Here is a 17,026-nt window from a genome sequence, read left to right on the forward strand (position 1 = left end):
ATAAATGTATTTTCTCATGTTTGATTTTACCTACAATAAAATTTACTTATCTGCTTTTCACCTAAAAAATATAGAGAGTTGGCATGTGATCTATGAAAGTTACATATTTAATTGGTAATGGTTTGGATATTCATATTGGATTGAAGACTAGATATTCTGATTTTTATGATTATTTGGAAAACAGCAACGATATAAATTTAAATAATGAAATTTTTAAATCTATAATAGAGGAACGTTTTGAGACTCAAGAAAATAACGTAGCGAAAATTGATTGGTCAGATTTCGAGATGGCCATTGGAAGATACGTTGACAAGATTAATGATAAGGATAATTTGAACAGTTTTATTGAAGATTTTGAAGAATTCGTAGATGAATTTACAAATTTTATCGATGACCAATTAATATCACTTAATTTAGATAAATTTACATTTAAATCAAATGAAGTTTTTCAAGAATCAATTCTTCACCCAATTAAATTGGATGAAAGAGATCAAATCCTTTTGAATGAAATTTATAAAAAAACTAATAATCAAAATCAAGAAAGAAATTTTATTGTTTTTAATTATACGAAAATTTTTGAAGATATGGTTATGAATTGGATTAGAAAAAATCCTAATTCTAGTATCAAAATAAGTGAACCTATTCATATTCATGGTTATTCTCAAACGCAAACATTAATGGGAGTAAATGACGAATCACAATTATGTGGAGTTTATTCAACAGATGAAGATTTGCAAATGATGCTTATCAAAACAAAGTCTAATGAAAAAGCCTCAACTTTACGACTTGAAAAAGCCACAAAATTATTAAAGGAAAGTAATTTAATAATAGTATTTGGAATGTCTTTGGGAGAATCGGATAAGTATTGGTGGCAAAAAATTATAGAAAATCTTGAAAATGATTCTTCAAGCAATGTTATTATATATGCGTATGAGCACGATAAAAAATCCTTAAATAAGTTCATCCACAAAATGCTTAACAAACAGAATCAGTGGAAAGATAAGTTGCTCATTCAAAGTGAAAATGAAATCAATCAAGAATTAAGAAATCGGATTTTTATTCAATTTGATACTCAAAAAATATTTAATTTTGAAAATCTTATTGAAAATGACTATTCTGTCACTAATAACAATAAAATACTTCAAAAATAATATATTAGTAAGTTTTTTTTGTTAGGAAGTTGCAATGGAATTGATAAATTTGGAGCCAATGCGGATCACGCCGCTGAAGAAGCAGAGCGTGGGATGGAAGGGCGAGCAGAAGCGTTTGAATATGAGGAAGAGCAATATCAAGAGTATCTAGAGATGGTTGAAGAATTAGAGAATCTCCGAGAGAGAAACGAAGAGTTGGAAGAAGAAATATTCTATTTAACAGAAGAACGGGATTGGGGTGCGGAAGCATACGAGTATTTTTGTGACTACGGGTACGATGAGATTAGTGAAGCAACGTATAATGAGTTATGCCAATATTGATTATCTAAATGAGCATCGTCCAAATTGGACACGATGCTCATTTTTTTTATAGCGCTGAACGAAGAATTTTTACAAAATAATGCATAGTTCGATGATAAGGGGTCCACAAAAAAAAGCTACTGAACTATAATTAGTACAAGTCATCTTCCAGAAAAATAGAAAAGAATAGATTTATCAACGACAGATTCTTAATAAATGTAAAATGAGGTATTCAAAATGATTAATTTTCAAGACAAAGTAAGCTTTATTTGGTCAATTGCAGAGGTTCTACGTGGACCTTACAAACCAGAAGATTACGGAAAAATTGTACTGCCATTAGCCGTATTGCGCCGATTTGACTGTGTTTTAGAAAGTACGAAAGAAGAAGTACTAGTGAAAGCTGATCAATTTTCATCAATGAGTGAAGAGGCTCGAGAACCAATTTTGAATCGCATTTCAAAGCAAAATTTTCATAATACAAGTAAATATGATTTTAATAAGTTATTAACGGATTCGGATAATATCGCTGATAACTTACGCGACTACATAAATGGCTTTTCAAAAGTGGCACGAGATATTATGGATCATTTTGATTTTGATCGCCAAATCGATAAGTTAGATCAAAATGACTTATTATATTTGACGATTAAGCGTTTTAGCGAAATCGACTTACATCCTGAAACGGTTTCGAACATTGAAATGGGTTATGTATTTGAGGAATTAATCCGTCGATTTAATGAGAATGCAGAAGCAGGGGACCATTATACGCCTCGTGAAGTAATTACCTTAATGACCCATCTATTGTTCTTACATGACGATGCAAGTGTCCTAACCAAGCCGGGTTTAACACAAACGTTGTACGACTGTGCTGCTGGGACTGGCGGAATGGGGTCTGTAGCTCAAGATTATCTATCAAGTCAAAACCCTACGGCGCACTTGGAATTTTTCGGACAAGAAATCAATCCAGAATCATATGCGATTTGTAAAGCTGACTTACTCATTAAAGGGGAAGACGCACGAAATATTCGTTTAGGAAACACATTGTCAAACGACCAGTTCTCCCGTGAAAAATTTGATTATCTCATTTCAAATCCTCCATATGGGGTAGATTGGAAATCCTATGAGAAACCAATCAAAGAAGAACATGCGCAACAAGGCTTCAATGGACGGTTCGGTCCAGGCACACCTCGCACGAGTGATGGGCAACTACTATTTTTAATGCATTTATTATCGAAAATGAAGCCTGTAACCCCTGAAAATCCACAAGGTTCACGTTTGGCCATTATTATGAACGGATCTCCATTATTTACAGGTGATGCGGGTTCTGGTGAAAGTGAAATTCGGAAATATGTACTGGAAAATGATTTAGTAGAAGGTATCGTGGCGTTACCAAATGATCTATTCTACAACACAGGTATTTCAACGTATATTTGGATCCTAACAAATAATAAGTCTCCACTTCATAAAGGAAAAGTGCGTTTGGTTAATGCGGTAGACTTCTCGAAAAAGATGAAAAAATCTATGGGTAGCAAGCGTAATGAAATTACAGAAGAGCAGATCAATGAGATTGTACGTTTATATGGGGATGCGCAGCCACATGAAAACGTAAAGATTTTTGATAATGAAGATTTTGGCTATTCGAAAATTACAGTAGAGCGTCCATTACGCCTAAATTTCCAAGTAAACGAAGAGCGTTTAGCACGTGTTGTTGAAGAAAAAGGATTTGTGAACTTAGCAATATCGAAGAAGAAAGGCGATGCAGGTCACTTTGAAGTCGAAGAAGGGAAGAAGCTACAAACACAAATTTTATATGTGTTACGCACATTAGAGAGCGATAAAGTATATAAAAATCGTGATGAGTTTACAAAGGTGTTAAAAGCTGCATTCAAAGAAGCAGACATCACAATCGGAGCACCTGTATTAAAAGCGATTTTAGCAGGTCTTGCTGAAAAAGATGAAACAGCGGATGTATGCATGAAAAATAAAACAGAAATCGAGCCTGATTCAGATTTACGTGATACAGAGAGCGTGCCATTAAAAGAAAACATTGAAGACTATTTTGCACGTGAAGTGTTACCACATGTACCTGATGCATGGATTGACGAATCTAAAACAAAAATCGGGTACGAAATTCCATTCACTCGCCAGTTCTATAAATACACAGCACTACGCAGTTCAGCAGAAATTATGAACGAAATTCGTACGTTAGAAGTGGAGATTGCTGAGCAGTTGAAGAGGGTGATGGGATGATTTATAAAGATAGTAGTATCAGTTGGATTGGGCAAATCCCCATTCATTGGAACACATTATCTGTAAGTAAAGCATACCAAGTTACATTAGGTAAAATGCTTCAGCCAAATTCGAATAATGAAAATGATGTAAAGACGCCTTACTTAAAAGCAATGAATGTTCAAGATGGTTATATTAGTTTAGAAAAAATAGATGAAATGTATTGTTCTGCTAATGAATTGAAGATGTTAAATTTAGAAGTAAGTGACTTAGTGGTATGTGAAGGTGGAGAGGTTGCTAGATCTGCTGTTGTAAAAGAAAAACTAGAAGGATTTATATTTCAGAACTCAGTTCATAGAGTAAAGAGTTCTGAAAAGGGTAATACAAGATTTTTGCATTATTTGTTAATAGTTTTGAGAGCTAGCGGTTTTATTAATATCTTAGTAAATAAAGCTACGATAGCACATTTTACTAAAGATAAATTCAATAGTTTGAAAATAGCGTTACCACCTTTAAATGAGCAAATTGTAATAAGTAATTATTTAGACATTAAATATGATGAGGTAGAGATTTTAATAAAGAATAAGCAAAAATTAATTACTCTGTTAGAACAACAACGCCAATCAATCATCACAGAAGCTGTTACAAAAGGTTTAAATTCGAATGTAAAAATGAAAGAGTCAGGCGTTGAGTGGATTGGTGAGATTCCTGAACATTGGGAAGTTCGAAAAATCAAAGATGTTGGCAATGTGTATTCTAGCAATGTAGATAAAAAGAGTGTTGAAGGTGAAAAGGAAGTTTTGCTTTGTAATTATGTAGACGTTTATTATAACGATTCTATAACTGTTAATTTAGATTTCATGAAAGCAACTGCTAAAGTTGATCAAATTAAAATATTTACATTGAAAAAGCATGATGTAATCATCACTAAAGATTCTGAGTCGCCTACAGATATTGCTATACCAACCTGGGTTTCTCAAGATTTAGATGGTGTAGTATGCGGTTATCATCTTTCATTGATTCGTTGTGCCGAAAGTGTATTAGGACATTATTTGTACTATGCTTTAGAATCCGTTCAAATAAGAGAACAATTTTATACAAGAGCTAATGGTGTTACACGATACGGACTTTCTAAAGAGGCCATAAAAAATGGATTAATTGCAGTACCGCCTTATAATGAGCAGTTACAAATTGCCGAAAAACTTTATGCTGATAATAAAGAGATTCGTGATATGACTGAAAAGGTAAAAGCGCAAATCGAAAAACTAAAAGAATACCGCCAAGCCCTAATTTACGAAGCAGTTACAGGAAAAATTGATGTACGTGAAATGGAAATTGACTAAGTGAGGTGAACAATATGGCGATGGATACTTCAGAAAAAGGATTCGAAGCGAATATTGAAGCTGAGTTAATTGCGAATGGCTATAAAAAGCGTGTGCTGGAAGGTGATGCAAGTGCCGCTTTTAAGCAACATGCTATCGACGTAGAAGAACTGTTTGCGTTCTTAGAGGATACGCAGGAAAAACGCATGCGTACGCTTGAGAAGTCGTATGGTCCTTCTTACAAAGAAGAAGTGCTAAAGCGAATTAAAGATCAATTGCATAAGCAAGGGTTAGTCGAGTGCTTACGTAAAGGCATTAAAGATCGTGGTGTGACGTTAAACCTTGCCTACAATAAGCCACCAACGGATATGAACAAGACGCTGAACGAGCAATATCAATTGAACCGTTTTAATGTGTCTCGCCAAGTCTATTACAGCGACAAGCATAACAACAGTTTGGATATGGTGTTGTTCCTAAACGGTCTACCACTAGTCGTGATGGAGCTAAAGAATCCGCTAACGAATCAAACGGTGGAACATGCGATGAAACAGTTAAAGAATGATCGAGATTCTCGAGAGCAACTGTTTAAGTTTAATGAACGAGTGGCAGTTTATTTTGCTGTTGATCCGGACGAAGTGTTCATGACGACAAAGCTCGATAAAGGTAAAACCTATTTCTTACCTTTTAACAAAGGCAATCTAGGGGGCAAAGGAAACCCTTTACCTCAGGACAGCAATTATCGGACACATTATTTGTGGGATGACATTTTAGCACCTGATAGTCTCCTTGATATCCTTTATCGTTTCATTTTCGTGAAGAAAGATGAAATCAAAGATTCAAACGGTGAGACCATTGGAGAGCGCCAAATGCTCATCTTCCCTCGTTTTCATCAATTGGATGCAGTGCGTAAAATTGAGACAGATGTATCTCGTCATCTCGTTGGTCGTAACTATTTAATCCAACACTCTGCTGGTTCCGGGAAAACGAACTCGATTTCATGGCTCGCCCATCGATTGGCGAAATTACATAACGAGAACAACGAATCGATTTTTAGTAGCGTCATCGTTATTACAGATCGTCGCGTCTTAGACAAACAGTTGCAAGATGCAGTTTATCAGTTGGAGCATAGAGCGGGAATGGTTGAGCCGATTGATAAAAACTCTGACCAACTTGCACGCGCGATTAACAATGAGACACGCATCATCATTACAACGCTTCAAAAGTTCCCGTTCGTTTTAGAGAAAGTGGCAGGTCTGGAACGTAAAAAGTATGCAGTAATCATTGATGAAGCGCACTCCTCACAAGGGGGCAAAGCATCGACCGCTCTGACGAACGTCTTATCCGATAAAACATTAGAAGCAGCTTACGAAGAAGATCGGGTTGCCGAAGACAATTTGGATGACGTCGATGAGAAAATCGTTGAAGCAATCATGAAGAGTGGAAAACAAGATAACGTATCATTCTTCGCGTTTACCGCTACCCCGAAACCAAAGACGCTAGAAAAATTCGGCACAGTTGGTCCAGACGGTAAACCAGCGGCTTTTCATCAGTACACGATGCGCCAGGCAATCGAAGAAGGATTTATTCTAGATGTCCTCGAGAATTACACGACGTACAAGACGTTTTGGAAGATTGCGAAGACCGTAGCCGATGATCCAGAAGTCTCACAAAAACAAGCTACGAAGAAGTTGGCTCAATACGTCTCCCTGCACCCACACAGTATTGCGCAGAAGACAGAAATTATCGTTGAGCACTATCGAAATTTCGTACAGCGTAAAATCGGAGGCAGAGCCAAAGCGATGGTAGTAACGGCGAGCCGTTTGCATGCCGTACGCTACAAAGTCGCCTTTGATCGTTATATCAAAGAGATGGGTTACAACGACTTGAAGACGGTAGTAGCGTTTTCTGGGACCGTTCAAGACGGCGGAATCAATTACACAGAGCCGGACATGAATCAGTTTTCGGAAAGAGAGTTACCTGAAAAGTTCAACTCCGATGAATATAAAGTCTTGCTAGTGGCGGAAAAATATCAAACTGGATTTGATGAACCACTCCTCCATACGATGTATGTAGATAAACCGTTAAGCGGTATTAAAGCGGTTCAAACTCTGTCTCGTTTGAATCGGACTTGCCCCGGTAAAGACGATACATTCGTATTAGATTTTGTGAACGACCCAGAAGATATTCAAGCATCGTTCCAACCTTATTATGAATCGACTAGCTTATCTGAAGTGACTGACCCGAACATCTTGTATGACATGCAGGCTGAAATAGAACCATATCAATTATTCACGGCCGAAAAAGTGCAAAGGGTCAACGAACTTGAAGTGACAGGTGGAGCGAACAAGTCCGCAAAAGCTCAGATTGAGTTGAATGCGATTCTTGATAAAGGTGTAGACCGATTCAAAAACCTTTCAGATGAAGAACAGTATGCGTTTAAACAAGTAGCCACTAAGTTTGCACGGACTTACGGATTCATTTTACAAGTCATCACCTTCATCGATTTAGACTTACACAAGTTGTATATTTATCTGACGTATTTACTGCGTAAGTTACCTCGAGGTCGAGATGACAAAGATGTTTACTTGGTCGATGATGTGACGCTTGAATACTATCGCAACCAAAAAGTGTTTGATGGTGGCATCGAGCTTGAGAAAACAGGCGGATACGATTTGACTCCTCAAAAGCATGGAATAGGTGGTTCAGGAGATGATGAGAAAGTCCGCTTATCAAGTGTATTAGACAAGTTAAATGAACGCTTTGGCACACAATTCACTGAAACTGACTTTCTTTCACGTGAGCAAGTAAAAGAAGATATGTTAAACAGTGAAGATATTCGTGAAAAGGCAAAGAACAATACAAAAGAGAATTTTAAATTCGCATTTGAGAAGACGTTCATTAACTTCGTCATTGATCGGATGAGTAGTAATGAAGAGTTTTTCCTAAAAATCCTAGAGAACGATGAGTTCAAAACCGTGATTATGGAAGACATGATGAATGAAGTGTATGGGGAAGTGAATAACTAAAAAATGGTACGAAGACTTCTGTAAAGTCTTCGTACCATTTTTGTATCTTTCCTTTTACTGACGACGGGTTATATGTCAAAGAATGCGAGATGATCATCCGATAATTTTGGATGAAGTGTCCGCCGATCTAACAATTCATTATTCCATTCACATGACGTCTCACTTAGGAAAAGACAGCAATGACATGCTGCAGCTTTGCGATCTTGTCCACCTTCAAGGCAAGTCGGATCTGATGAGCAGTACTCCGTCAATTCAATGGCACGCTTTAACATCAATGACATCTTCTCTGGCTTGGCGAGTTCAATTAATCCTCCTAAACTGCTTTCAGAGTCACCTTCGGCAGTATGGATTAACACAGAGGCAGCGCCATTCTCAAAATATAACCGTTCTCGTAAAGAGGTAGAAGAATACCCACTCGTTTCAGCAAATGCTCGAATTAAGGCGTGAGCAAATGTGTGAAGCAAAATATGGCGAGGATATAATTCGATTTCGACTTGGCCACGCTTTATGCGTTTTTGTTGGAATCTCGCTAACTGGCCTTCGAAGATACGTTTTACAGAGGCACGACTTTCCCATTCTTCAATCATCTCTGGATTCAATTCAATAAAAATCCCTTCACCAAAAATCTCTATTCCTGGATACCAATTTGTATGATTTTTAAAAATGGAAACACCTTCTCCTGCTTGACGTTCAACGAATGAATCTGCGTACTTCAAACGATTAAAACTAGTCAATGCCCGGACTTCACGCATCAAATCTACGCGTGTGATGTGACTGATATAGTCTGTCCACTCTTCAGGAACAGGCACCCGCTCGGCTTGGCAATCTTGTTCTTGAAGCGGTGCAGTTTTTGTATGTTTCCACGCACTGAGCTCACGTTGTTTGATAGAACCAAAAGTAAGGTCCTCCAATTGCCGATTAGAATCTAAATAACGAATGCCCTTTTGAATGTCGTTTTCTGTCCAATCTCCGTCACTCAATAACCCTTTCAGCATGAATGTTTTTTGGTCTGGGGGGAAGTTTGGCCATGTATTTTTAAATAATTCATACTTTTTATCAATTTCTTGATAAATCGCTTCAGGACTTGCTGTTTTGAGTGGGAGAGTAATCACACTTTGAACGTTTGGAATATGTAATTTTGTCTCTCCACGCAAAGCTACTGTCATTTCAGCGTCGCACGTCTCGACTTGATGATGTAAAATCCATGGTTTGGTTCCAGCGCATTTTTTACCAGTGACACGTTCGAGCTCTCCTTTTTCTTTGATCCGTGCTAAAGAAACGGGGGGGGCTTCGCAATTCGTGCATATAATTCGCATTGTTTTGTAAGAACTCGATAGCGTCCCTTTATCTGTCATCAGTCGTAAACGAGGCTTATCACAAACGTCATGTCCTTGATGCGCCCATTTCACCCAAGGGAAATCACTGATGTGTCCCTTTCGACAAACTGTTACAAAACGCATTGGCGCATATTTTACTCCAAGGGGTTCACACTTTGGATTCGTACAAAATGTGCGTTTCGGTTGATCTGTCATAGATCCACAATTCGGACAAAAACGCCAGATTGGAAATCGTGATACTTTTGTTCGGATTGCTTCAGGATTGCTATTTAGTAGGCGAATTGGCTTCTGATTGAATGCGCTCATGACAGCATCGTGATCTTCTTCTCGAATTTGACCGTATTTAAATTTCCATTGATCCACTGCGTTCGTAATGAAACTACCATCTGGTAAATCTACGATAGCTCCCGGACCAAAGTGATGAAGTAATTGAGCCGCTCGAATTGAGCCTCGTTGATAAGAATGCTTTGAATCACCAGCTGTCATAGCGATTGACCTCCTCTTCCACTTTAATTTCAGGTTCTACACTACGCAAAGAAGTTAGTGCAAACATCGCCTCATGAGTATAAGGTGTTTCTTCAAAGTACTTCAACAAATGGTGTGACGTATTCATCGGTCTACCGTTCACAATTTTTTGACGATAGGCTAGTTCGTGATTTGTACGAGTAGCGAGTGATTCCCATGTATCTAACACTTCACTAACTAGCTGACGAGTTTCTGTTTCGGAACAATCATACACAGACTTAGCTCGAGCGACAAAGCGATCAATCATCGTCACGTCTATAGCATCCAAATCAAATTGACCTGCGCTATTGGATTTCGAAATAGAAGGCGATGTCATCGTTTGACGAATCAATCCCACGAGAACACCAATAATACCGCGTTTTAATGCACCTTTAGAGAATGGTGTCACGCTTGTAGGCTCAACGTATTGATAAAACGACTGGTGGAAAGATTTGAACTGCTCATAGTGGAACAAATCCCGAGTACGTTGAGGGTTCAGAATTGTTACGACTAGGCCAGGGTGTTGACGACCAACACGGCTCGTAGCTTGGATGTATTCAGCAGTCGTCTTCGGTTGACCATGGACGACCATCAAACCGAGACGGTTGACGTCGACTCCTACGGAAATCATATTCGTACAAAGGACAGCATCCAATACTTCATCATTCTCAAATGTTCGTTCCATCCGAGCTAATAGTTCTGGAATTTCCTGCGCTTTTTTACGACTCGTCAACTCTTCGAAATCGAGTAATGGCTCTTCAATTTCATTCGCTTGAAGATACGTCCGAATCTCATCATAAAACATCGTATTCGTACCGGCCAATTCACGAATTGTATTGAAATACCCAACGACGGTCCAATACGGATCGAGTTCAGCCTGCTTCTCTTGTTTCCGTGTTGCGGCAATCAATGCTCCGTATACGTTCACAGTATGGATTTTCATACTGACCCCCGGCGAAGAAATACCTACATAAAGACGACCTGGTTTCTGATCAATCGGTACTGTTTTTGAAAAAAATGAGTCATCAGGTGATTGAATGTAGACTGGAAATTGGTTTGCTGGTCGGTCATAAAGCCCACGAATTTGAGATTCAGCTCCACTGATGGTAGCGGTAGAAGCAACTATTTTTGGTTTTGATTCGCCAAATCCCATGAGCTCATCAATCACGAACTCATATAAACCTGTTAGAGAACCAAGTGGACCGTTTAAAAGGTGCAGCTCATCTTGGATTACAAGATCCGCAGGAGGAAGCCAAGCGTGTTGCCGTGGCAAATCTTGTGTCGGAGAGTCGTCTATGAATTTGTTGTCGGAAGCTCGATAGGATGATTTACGACCGAACAATTCTCCAATTCGCGGTTGCCAAGCAATTTGTGCTAGTTTATCGACGGTCCCGATGACGAGCGACGGTAAATGATCGTAAATGGCCTCGTCAATCGTATATGCTGGGATGCCGCTGTGGAATGTACATCTTGCTTTCGGACATTTGATTGTCGCTTTAGCTCGATTGACCGAATAGTCCCGTACAGTTAATTTCTCCCCACACCAAGGGCAATGGCTAAGTTGCATCGGGTTGCCAACTTCCCCGTTCTCAAGAGGTTCGTTGCTTGCTAGTTTTTGCAGCGCGATCTTTGCATCATCATAATTGTTTGGCGTAGATGCACTTCCAATCCAAAGTCCAATCGAGAACGGCACGGTACCTAAGTCTGCTAATTGAATATCAGGAATCTGATTCGAATAAGTATCTTCGTGTCGACGAATCGCTTCCATGGCACAAATAAGAAGCGTCGCTCGCTGAAACTGTTGAATGGTTAGTAGGCGGAGCGTATAGCGCATCATGACACTCATGCCACCGTAACTCATTGGGTCGCTAGCATCATTCTTTAAGCGGCGAACAAACATCACGAATGCTGCTAAACCAAGATAGGCTTCCGTTTTACCTCCACCGGTCGGGAACCATAGCAAATCGACAAGCTGACGGTCTTCATGTTGCTCGTCAAAACTGCTAGGTAAGTTCATAAGGATAAAGGCTAACTGGAACAGACGCCATTCGCTTTTAACGGGTTCAAAATCGTATTGTCCTGTTTCTTTATATACCGAGGCATGAATACCTTGCTCACGTTGAACATGCATCGCTAAGTTCGAGAGTCTGAAACCTGTCCATGCTTTGTCATTCGTCTTCAAAAGACGAATTCCATCGTACATACGCGAGCAAGTTTCTCTTGCTTGTTCAACCTGTTGCGAAAGTAAGGATTGGTCGATTTCGCTAAGGCCATCCAACTTCGCGGATTCATCCGCAATCCATTCCATATACGCGTCTGGTAATTTGTTTAACCGAGAAATGACTTCAGTTTTAGGCTGTTTGGCCAAATCAAGCATGTTGAACGACGTATCCGTCAAACGTTGATGTTCAACGAGAGGCACTTCTTCTTTTGGCAACCATGTCGTTGTGAAGTAGTAGGTAGTGTCGTCTACGGACCAATCTGTACCGATTTGGTGACCAATAATAGGAACAGTCCGTCCGCGATATAAGAAATTGATTAAGTTGTTCATGCCGTAAGCAGGACGCGGAACAATCGACTGCTTGTTGACGCTAAATGATAGTTGCGGTTGGAAGATAATCTCCTCCTGTCTCGGAAAACGATTAGTTGAGCTCAAATCCAAGCTGTGGACGAGATAAAGACTAATGTCTAATCCGGATTTTCCCGGACGAACATACCATTTTAAAAGTAGATTTGAATCTGAGTCGATTGACAGTTCACCACTCTGATTTAAATCCAGTGAGACAATTTTTGAGAACGGCTGCCGTTTGTAAGAAAAAGAGTTATCTTCTTCTAGGGATTCATAACGTGCCCAATGGATGTGACAAGTTAGTTGGGTAATCTCATTTAAAATAAAGCTTACGCCCAAGCTAGAGTTACGAAATTGATCTTGAGAGGTAATGATTTCTTCAATGGCTTCACCTTCAACAGTGATGCCTTCAACTTCGTTTAAAGGTTGATCCGTCTCTTCTTCATGAATGACATTTGATGAGGCGCCGTATGGAAAGAGTCGACCGGTCAAATAGTATGAACTTGGTGCTGCTTTGAGTGTTTCATGTTCACCATTTCGTGGTCCTATCAGTCTTTTTTCTAGGTTCTCAACGAGTTCAGCTCGTTGTTTAGGTGAAAAGGCTTTAGATTGTGTAGTTTGCTTCTTCTGACTTGTTAATTGAAGAACGCCCTCATTCATTTGGATTTGTGTTTGGTGAGCTAGAATCTGTTGAAGTTGTCGCAAATCGATGAACTCATCTTCAAGCAAATCTAAAGCCTCATCAATCGAGGCTTGTTGATTATCTTTACCTGATAAAAAATTAATTAGGCGTTGGATAATATCATTCATTGTTTTGCCCCTTTCTTATATAATTTAATTGTAAAACATTTGAATATAAGGGGCGAGGGGAAATGATGGAATCTTCAGGGGTAGTCTCTTCAAATATTAGTTATATTCAGTTGGCATTTAACTCACTTCACACCGATGTATTGACGCGAGAGAAATTAATTGAGTATTTGATGATGATTTGGGATTCAGGACGAGGATGTAAGAGAGAAGATGCTGTTCGGAATTTAACTACAGCGTTAGAAGCAAATGTACCGTCGGTCATTAGCGAAGGCGATTACGTGAGACGGAAAAATGATCCTTCGTCACAATTTGACTCGCTTGAGCGTGAACTACGTCAAAACCGAGAGCCTATTTTAATGAGTAAAGATTTGAAAAATAAAATAGCAAGTTTATATAAAGATCCTCGATTTATTGTTTTAAACGGAAAGCACGGGCATAAGGATGCACAATATGTCATTCTTAGCGAATGGCAATTGCTAAATGATTTGGTCCATCGCTATATGTACAAGAATAAACTCGAAAACATCGTCAGGCATGATGTGATTGCACAAGTAAAATCATACTACGATATCCAAGATTCTAACGTCTTGTTCTTTCCTAAAGTAGATTCCCGTTTCAAGACATCTTATCAACGGATTAGTTTAAATGATTATGATAATCCACCAATGGATTACAACATCACCGTGTCACCAGATATTCTAGAAGAAATTGAAGAACAGAAAGGTGCCATTATTGAGCACTTGAAACGGAATCGCGAAACACCGATTAAAATTCGAGAAATTATTCAAAAGTATTTTCGGAAACAGCCATATGAAAATATATTCTCTGCTTATTACGAAGGATTGAGACAAGTTTTAAATGTGGAACGAAATATTGTTATTTCTCAGAATACGATTATTTATGATGATTCCAAACCTGAAGAATTAGATCTTGCTTCAAAAAAAACGCGAGGGAAAACAGTTATTTCTCCAATCCCATCGCCACGACTGAAGCAGAACATAGAAGTTACTGAACCTACTAAACGTGAACGTACAGCCAATAACCGTTTGACGGTTCGTTTATCTACACTCGAACGAAGAAATTCTACGTTTCAGGTGTCTGGTGAGTTGACAAAGTATTTTGCCGCTGGACAGCTAGAGGTATTACATCAGTCGAGTCCTTTTATCCTTACCATGAACGCAAAAGGTCAAGCAGGAAGTCACAGCTTTAGCGATTTCCTCTTCGAACATCGAATTAAACCGGGTCAAAAGATGATATTCGAGAATCTTCAGGAGGGCAAAGCGACTGTCAGAGTGGCTCCGTATCTACCAGAGGATATGCGAGAAGCTGAGCGGCTTAACCGAATACATGAACTCGATCCATCCATTGAACATCCGAGCGCACGTTCACTCTTAGTAAACTATTTATTGAAACAGAAATCTCCCGTTCCTGTGGATAAGTTAATTGAAGAGGTTCAACAGCATTATCCATATTCACCGAAGACGGTCGAGGCGATTCTGTACAAACATCCCTACTTTATTCAAGATACGCTTCACACATGGCGCTTTGAGCCGGGTCTTTGGAATACACGTCAAGAATCCAATAGTTTGCTGAATATGAACGAAGAATTGATTCAGATTTGGGGAGACTTAATACCATTCATATATGAAGGCAGTAACGTACCAGCTCCACATTTCATCCCACAAGAAGTCGAAGACGTTCGTGTCATTGTATGGGGTGGCCAATCCCCACTTAATCGAACTCAGGAACTCGAGTACCGAGAAGGTGGAATGCTCCTTAACCCTAAATCAATTAATCAGAATTTAGACGAAGAACAGTTTTTGACATGGACGTCTCTCATATATGAACGAGGAAAAAGTAGTTCGACTACAAGACATGCTTTTGATCAAAAAATCGAACGTTTCTTTCGACTAGCTGGTGTTAAAACGAATGTACTAGCAATTCCTACTTTCCCAGCTTTACGGTTACCTCATCGATTGAAGTGTTCCCGATTAACGAAATCAATCTTAAGTGGTAGCCATCCAGAAAGTAAGCATTTAGCACCGTTGTTATTTGAACAGTATCGGATAATGATGCGGTTTATTAATGAACATAAGGCCCATGTCGTTGTTTTGAATTTTGATGAGACGGAGTATGCATATTTCCTCTATGCGATGCTTGGATACTCTGAACCGATAGAACGTAAAGCGCTCACTGCATTATTAGAAGATCGACAAATGCCAATTCGAGAAGATAAGCGTGTGTTGTGGAATTGGAGCGAGTCTAAAAAACCATTCTTTAATCTAGGTAACGTAGCATTTGAGCGGAATTATCAATTGGCTAGCGAGTTGTTCAAATTGTATGACGGAGAGGCATGGAAAACTGTTAAGCAAGAGGCGTTCGTGGTGCGTTGAGATCAGGTTTTCAAACATGGAGGTGTCTCATGAAAAACTCTGTTAATTTCTTAGATCGGTTCCATCGCATTGAGACAATGTTACGTCAGCAGCTAAAACAGGAAGAGCACATCTCCTTTTCCTATCTTGTGGATCAAGCCGCTAAACAAAATCCCTTGATTCGACAAAAAGCGGAGCGGCTCAAAAGTTTTGGACGCTTGCGCAACGCCATTCAACATGGAAGCGGATTAAATGGTGAATCGATTGCAGAACCTCACGATAAAATTGTGAATGAGATTATTAAAATCGAAGAAAAGTTACGTACACCAAAGCGAATGAATACCTTCTTCTGTGACGTCTATTCATTGAATGAAACGGACTCGATGAGTAAAATGCTCCAGTTTGTTCATCAATTCCAGTATTCTCAATTTCCTGTTTTTAATTCAGACGGAAAATTTATTTCGCTTGTGACTGAAAGCGGTATCACGAATTGGTTGGCGTCAAAAGTGAAGGATGATCTCATTTCATTCGAAGAGACCAAAGTGAGCGATCTTCTTTCTGTCGATGAACTTGCTGGGAAGTATCGTTTCGTTTCGAGAAGAAATACTATCTATGAAGCAAAAGACTACTTTTTACAGGCTGCAAATCAAGGCAAAAAGTTAGAAGCATTATTGATTACGGAATCAGGGAAGTCCAATCAAGCGTTATTGGGGATTGTGACACATTGGGATTTAGCGAAATTTGATTAAAATAAAGAGTTGGAAAATCGGGATTAAATACTATATGTAGTGTTTTATCCTGATTTTTTATTTAAAAATTTTGCATATATTGATTTTTGTACTTTCTTTAATTCGAAGATGATGGTAAGTTGAATATACGAACGAATGATCTATTTTTATAAGAGGAGGTGAAAGATTGAAACGCATCACGATAACAGTTAATCGAACAAACTTAAGAAGAAATATTCGGGCAGTTGAGAAAGAAATTAATCGCGAGATAAAAAAAGCAATAAAAAAAGTCAAGTGAGTTCTGCAAAACTCACTTGACTAGATATAAAAGACTAATCCATTTTATCAAATAAAACTTTGAATATAAACAGATGCTTCGTTCGTAATCTATTATCAAAGGAGAGTTTAATCAATGAGTAAAGGAAAAAATCAACATGTGACTCCACATAAGGATGGCGGCTATCAAGTGAAGGGTGCTGGAAATCAAAAAGCAACAAAGACATTTGATACACAGCGAGAAGCGATTAACTTTGGAAGAAGTATTGCAATGAACCAACAGTCTGAGCTCGTCATTCATAACAAGCAAGGGAGAATTCGTGAAAAAAATACTTACGGATCTGATTCATACCCACCGAAAGGCTAAAAATAGTTGAACTTGAATGGTGTGTCTCGCGGCAC

At 38.8% G+C, this 17,026-nt stretch carries 10 protein-coding genes; 8 read left to right on the forward strand and 2 right to left on the reverse strand.

Going from position 1 to position 17,026, the window contains the following annotated elements:
* The first annotated feature begins 92 nt into the window (after positions 1-92).
* From KNP67_RS13275 to KNP67_RS13295, 5 genes are all read left to right on the forward strand, one after another.
* A complete protein-coding gene (locus KNP67_RS13275; RefSeq protein WP_214756783.1) occupies positions 93-1,151 on the forward strand; it encodes an AbiH family protein in 1,059 nt (352 codons plus the stop codon).
* An 18-nt stretch (positions 1,152-1,169) separates the two neighbouring features.
* Positions 1,170-1,472, forward strand: coding sequence for a hypothetical protein (locus tag KNP67_RS13280; RefSeq protein WP_214756784.1), 303 nt, complete (start codon positions 1,170-1,172; stop codon positions 1,470-1,472).
* 216 nt (positions 1,473-1,688) lie between these two features.
* Positions 1,689-3,701 carry a type I restriction-modification system subunit M gene (locus KNP67_RS13285; protein WP_214756785.1) on the forward strand — a complete coding sequence of 671 codons (2,013 nt, stop codon included), beginning with the start codon at positions 1,689-1,691 and terminating at the stop codon, positions 3,699-3,701.
* Complete coding sequence (locus KNP67_RS13290) at positions 3,698-5,023, forward strand: restriction endonuclease subunit S (protein ID WP_131472806.1); 1,326 nt, start codon at positions 3,698-3,700, stop codon at positions 5,021-5,023. The genes KNP67_RS13285 and KNP67_RS13290 overlap by 4 nt, the downstream gene beginning before the upstream one ends.
* Before the next feature lie 14 nt (positions 5,024-5,037).
* A complete protein-coding gene (locus KNP67_RS13295; protein ID WP_214756786.1) occupies positions 5,038-8,028 on the forward strand; it encodes a type I restriction endonuclease subunit R in 2,991 nt (996 codons plus the stop codon).
* A gap of 68 nt (positions 8,029-8,096) precedes the next feature.
* On the opposite strand, the gene drmB is transcribed toward KNP67_RS13295, so the two are convergent.
* Together drmB and drmA are read right to left on the reverse strand one after the other, a co-directional pair.
* Complete coding sequence (gene drmB, locus KNP67_RS13300) at positions 8,097-9,851, reverse strand: DUF1998 domain-containing protein (protein ID WP_131472810.1); 1,755 nt, start codon at positions 9,849-9,851, stop codon at positions 8,097-8,099.
* The gene (gene drmA / locus KNP67_RS13305; protein WP_214756787.1) at positions 9,838-13,248 is read right to left on the reverse strand and encodes a DISARM system helicase DrmA; all 3,411 of its coding nucleotides are present in this window, start codon (positions 13,246-13,248) and stop codon (positions 9,838-9,840) included. Before drmA ends, drmB begins: the two co-directional genes overlap by 14 nt.
* A 62-nt stretch (positions 13,249-13,310) precedes the next feature.
* Here drmA and KNP67_RS13310 point away from each other — a divergent pair, with 62 nt between their 5' ends.
* From KNP67_RS13310 to KNP67_RS13320, 3 genes are all read left to right on the forward strand, one after another.
* On the forward strand, positions 13,311-15,641 hold the full coding sequence (locus KNP67_RS13310; RefSeq protein WP_214756788.1) for a hypothetical protein: 2,331 nt from the start codon (positions 13,311-13,313) through the stop codon (positions 15,639-15,641).
* 29 nt (positions 15,642-15,670) lie between these two features.
* Complete coding sequence (locus KNP67_RS13315) at positions 15,671-16,369, forward strand: CBS domain-containing protein (RefSeq protein WP_214756789.1); 699 nt, start codon at positions 15,671-15,673, stop codon at positions 16,367-16,369.
* Between the two features lie 391 nt (positions 16,370-16,760).
* Complete coding sequence (locus KNP67_RS13320; protein ID WP_131472816.1) at positions 16,761-16,991, forward strand: DUF2188 domain-containing protein; 231 nt, start codon at positions 16,761-16,763, stop codon at positions 16,989-16,991.
* Positions 16,992-17,026 lie beyond the last annotated feature (35 nt).

Origin of the sequence: Exiguobacterium sp. s157, from assembly GCF_018618205.1 — a bacterium.
In the GTDB taxonomy this organism is placed as follows: Bacteria; Bacillota; Bacilli; order Exiguobacteriales; family Exiguobacteriaceae; genus Exiguobacterium; species Exiguobacterium chiriqhucha.

Excerpts from the sequence above, each read along its gene's own strand:
- KNP67_RS13275 (WP_214756783.1), top strand. The coding sequence starts at position 93 with ATGAAAGTTACATATTTAATTGGTAATGGTTTGGATATTCATATTGGA.
- KNP67_RS13285 (WP_214756785.1), top strand. The coding sequence starts at position 1,689 with ATGATTAATTTTCAAGACAAAGTAAGCTTTATTTGGTCAATTGCAGAG.
- KNP67_RS13290 (WP_131472806.1), top strand. The coding sequence starts at position 3,698 with ATGATTTATAAAGATAGTAGTATCAGTTGGATTGGGCAAATCCCCATT.
- KNP67_RS13295 (WP_214756786.1), top strand. The coding sequence starts at position 5,038 with ATGGCGATGGATACTTCAGAAAAAGGATTCGAAGCGAATATTGAAGCT.
- drmB (WP_131472810.1), bottom strand. The coding sequence starts at position 9,851 with ATGACAGCTGGTGATTCAAAGCATTCTTATCAACGAGGCTCAATTCGA.
- drmA (WP_214756787.1), bottom strand. The coding sequence starts at position 13,248 with ATGAATGATATTATCCAACGCCTAATTAATTTTTTATCAGGTAAAGAT.
- KNP67_RS13310 (WP_214756788.1), top strand. The coding sequence starts at position 13,311 with ATGATGGAATCTTCAGGGGTAGTCTCTTCAAATATTAGTTATATTCAG.
- KNP67_RS13315 (WP_214756789.1), top strand. The coding sequence starts at position 15,671 with ATGAAAAACTCTGTTAATTTCTTAGATCGGTTCCATCGCATTGAGACA.
- KNP67_RS13320 (WP_131472816.1), top strand. The coding sequence starts at position 16,761 with ATGAGTAAAGGAAAAAATCAACATGTGACTCCACATAAGGATGGCGGC.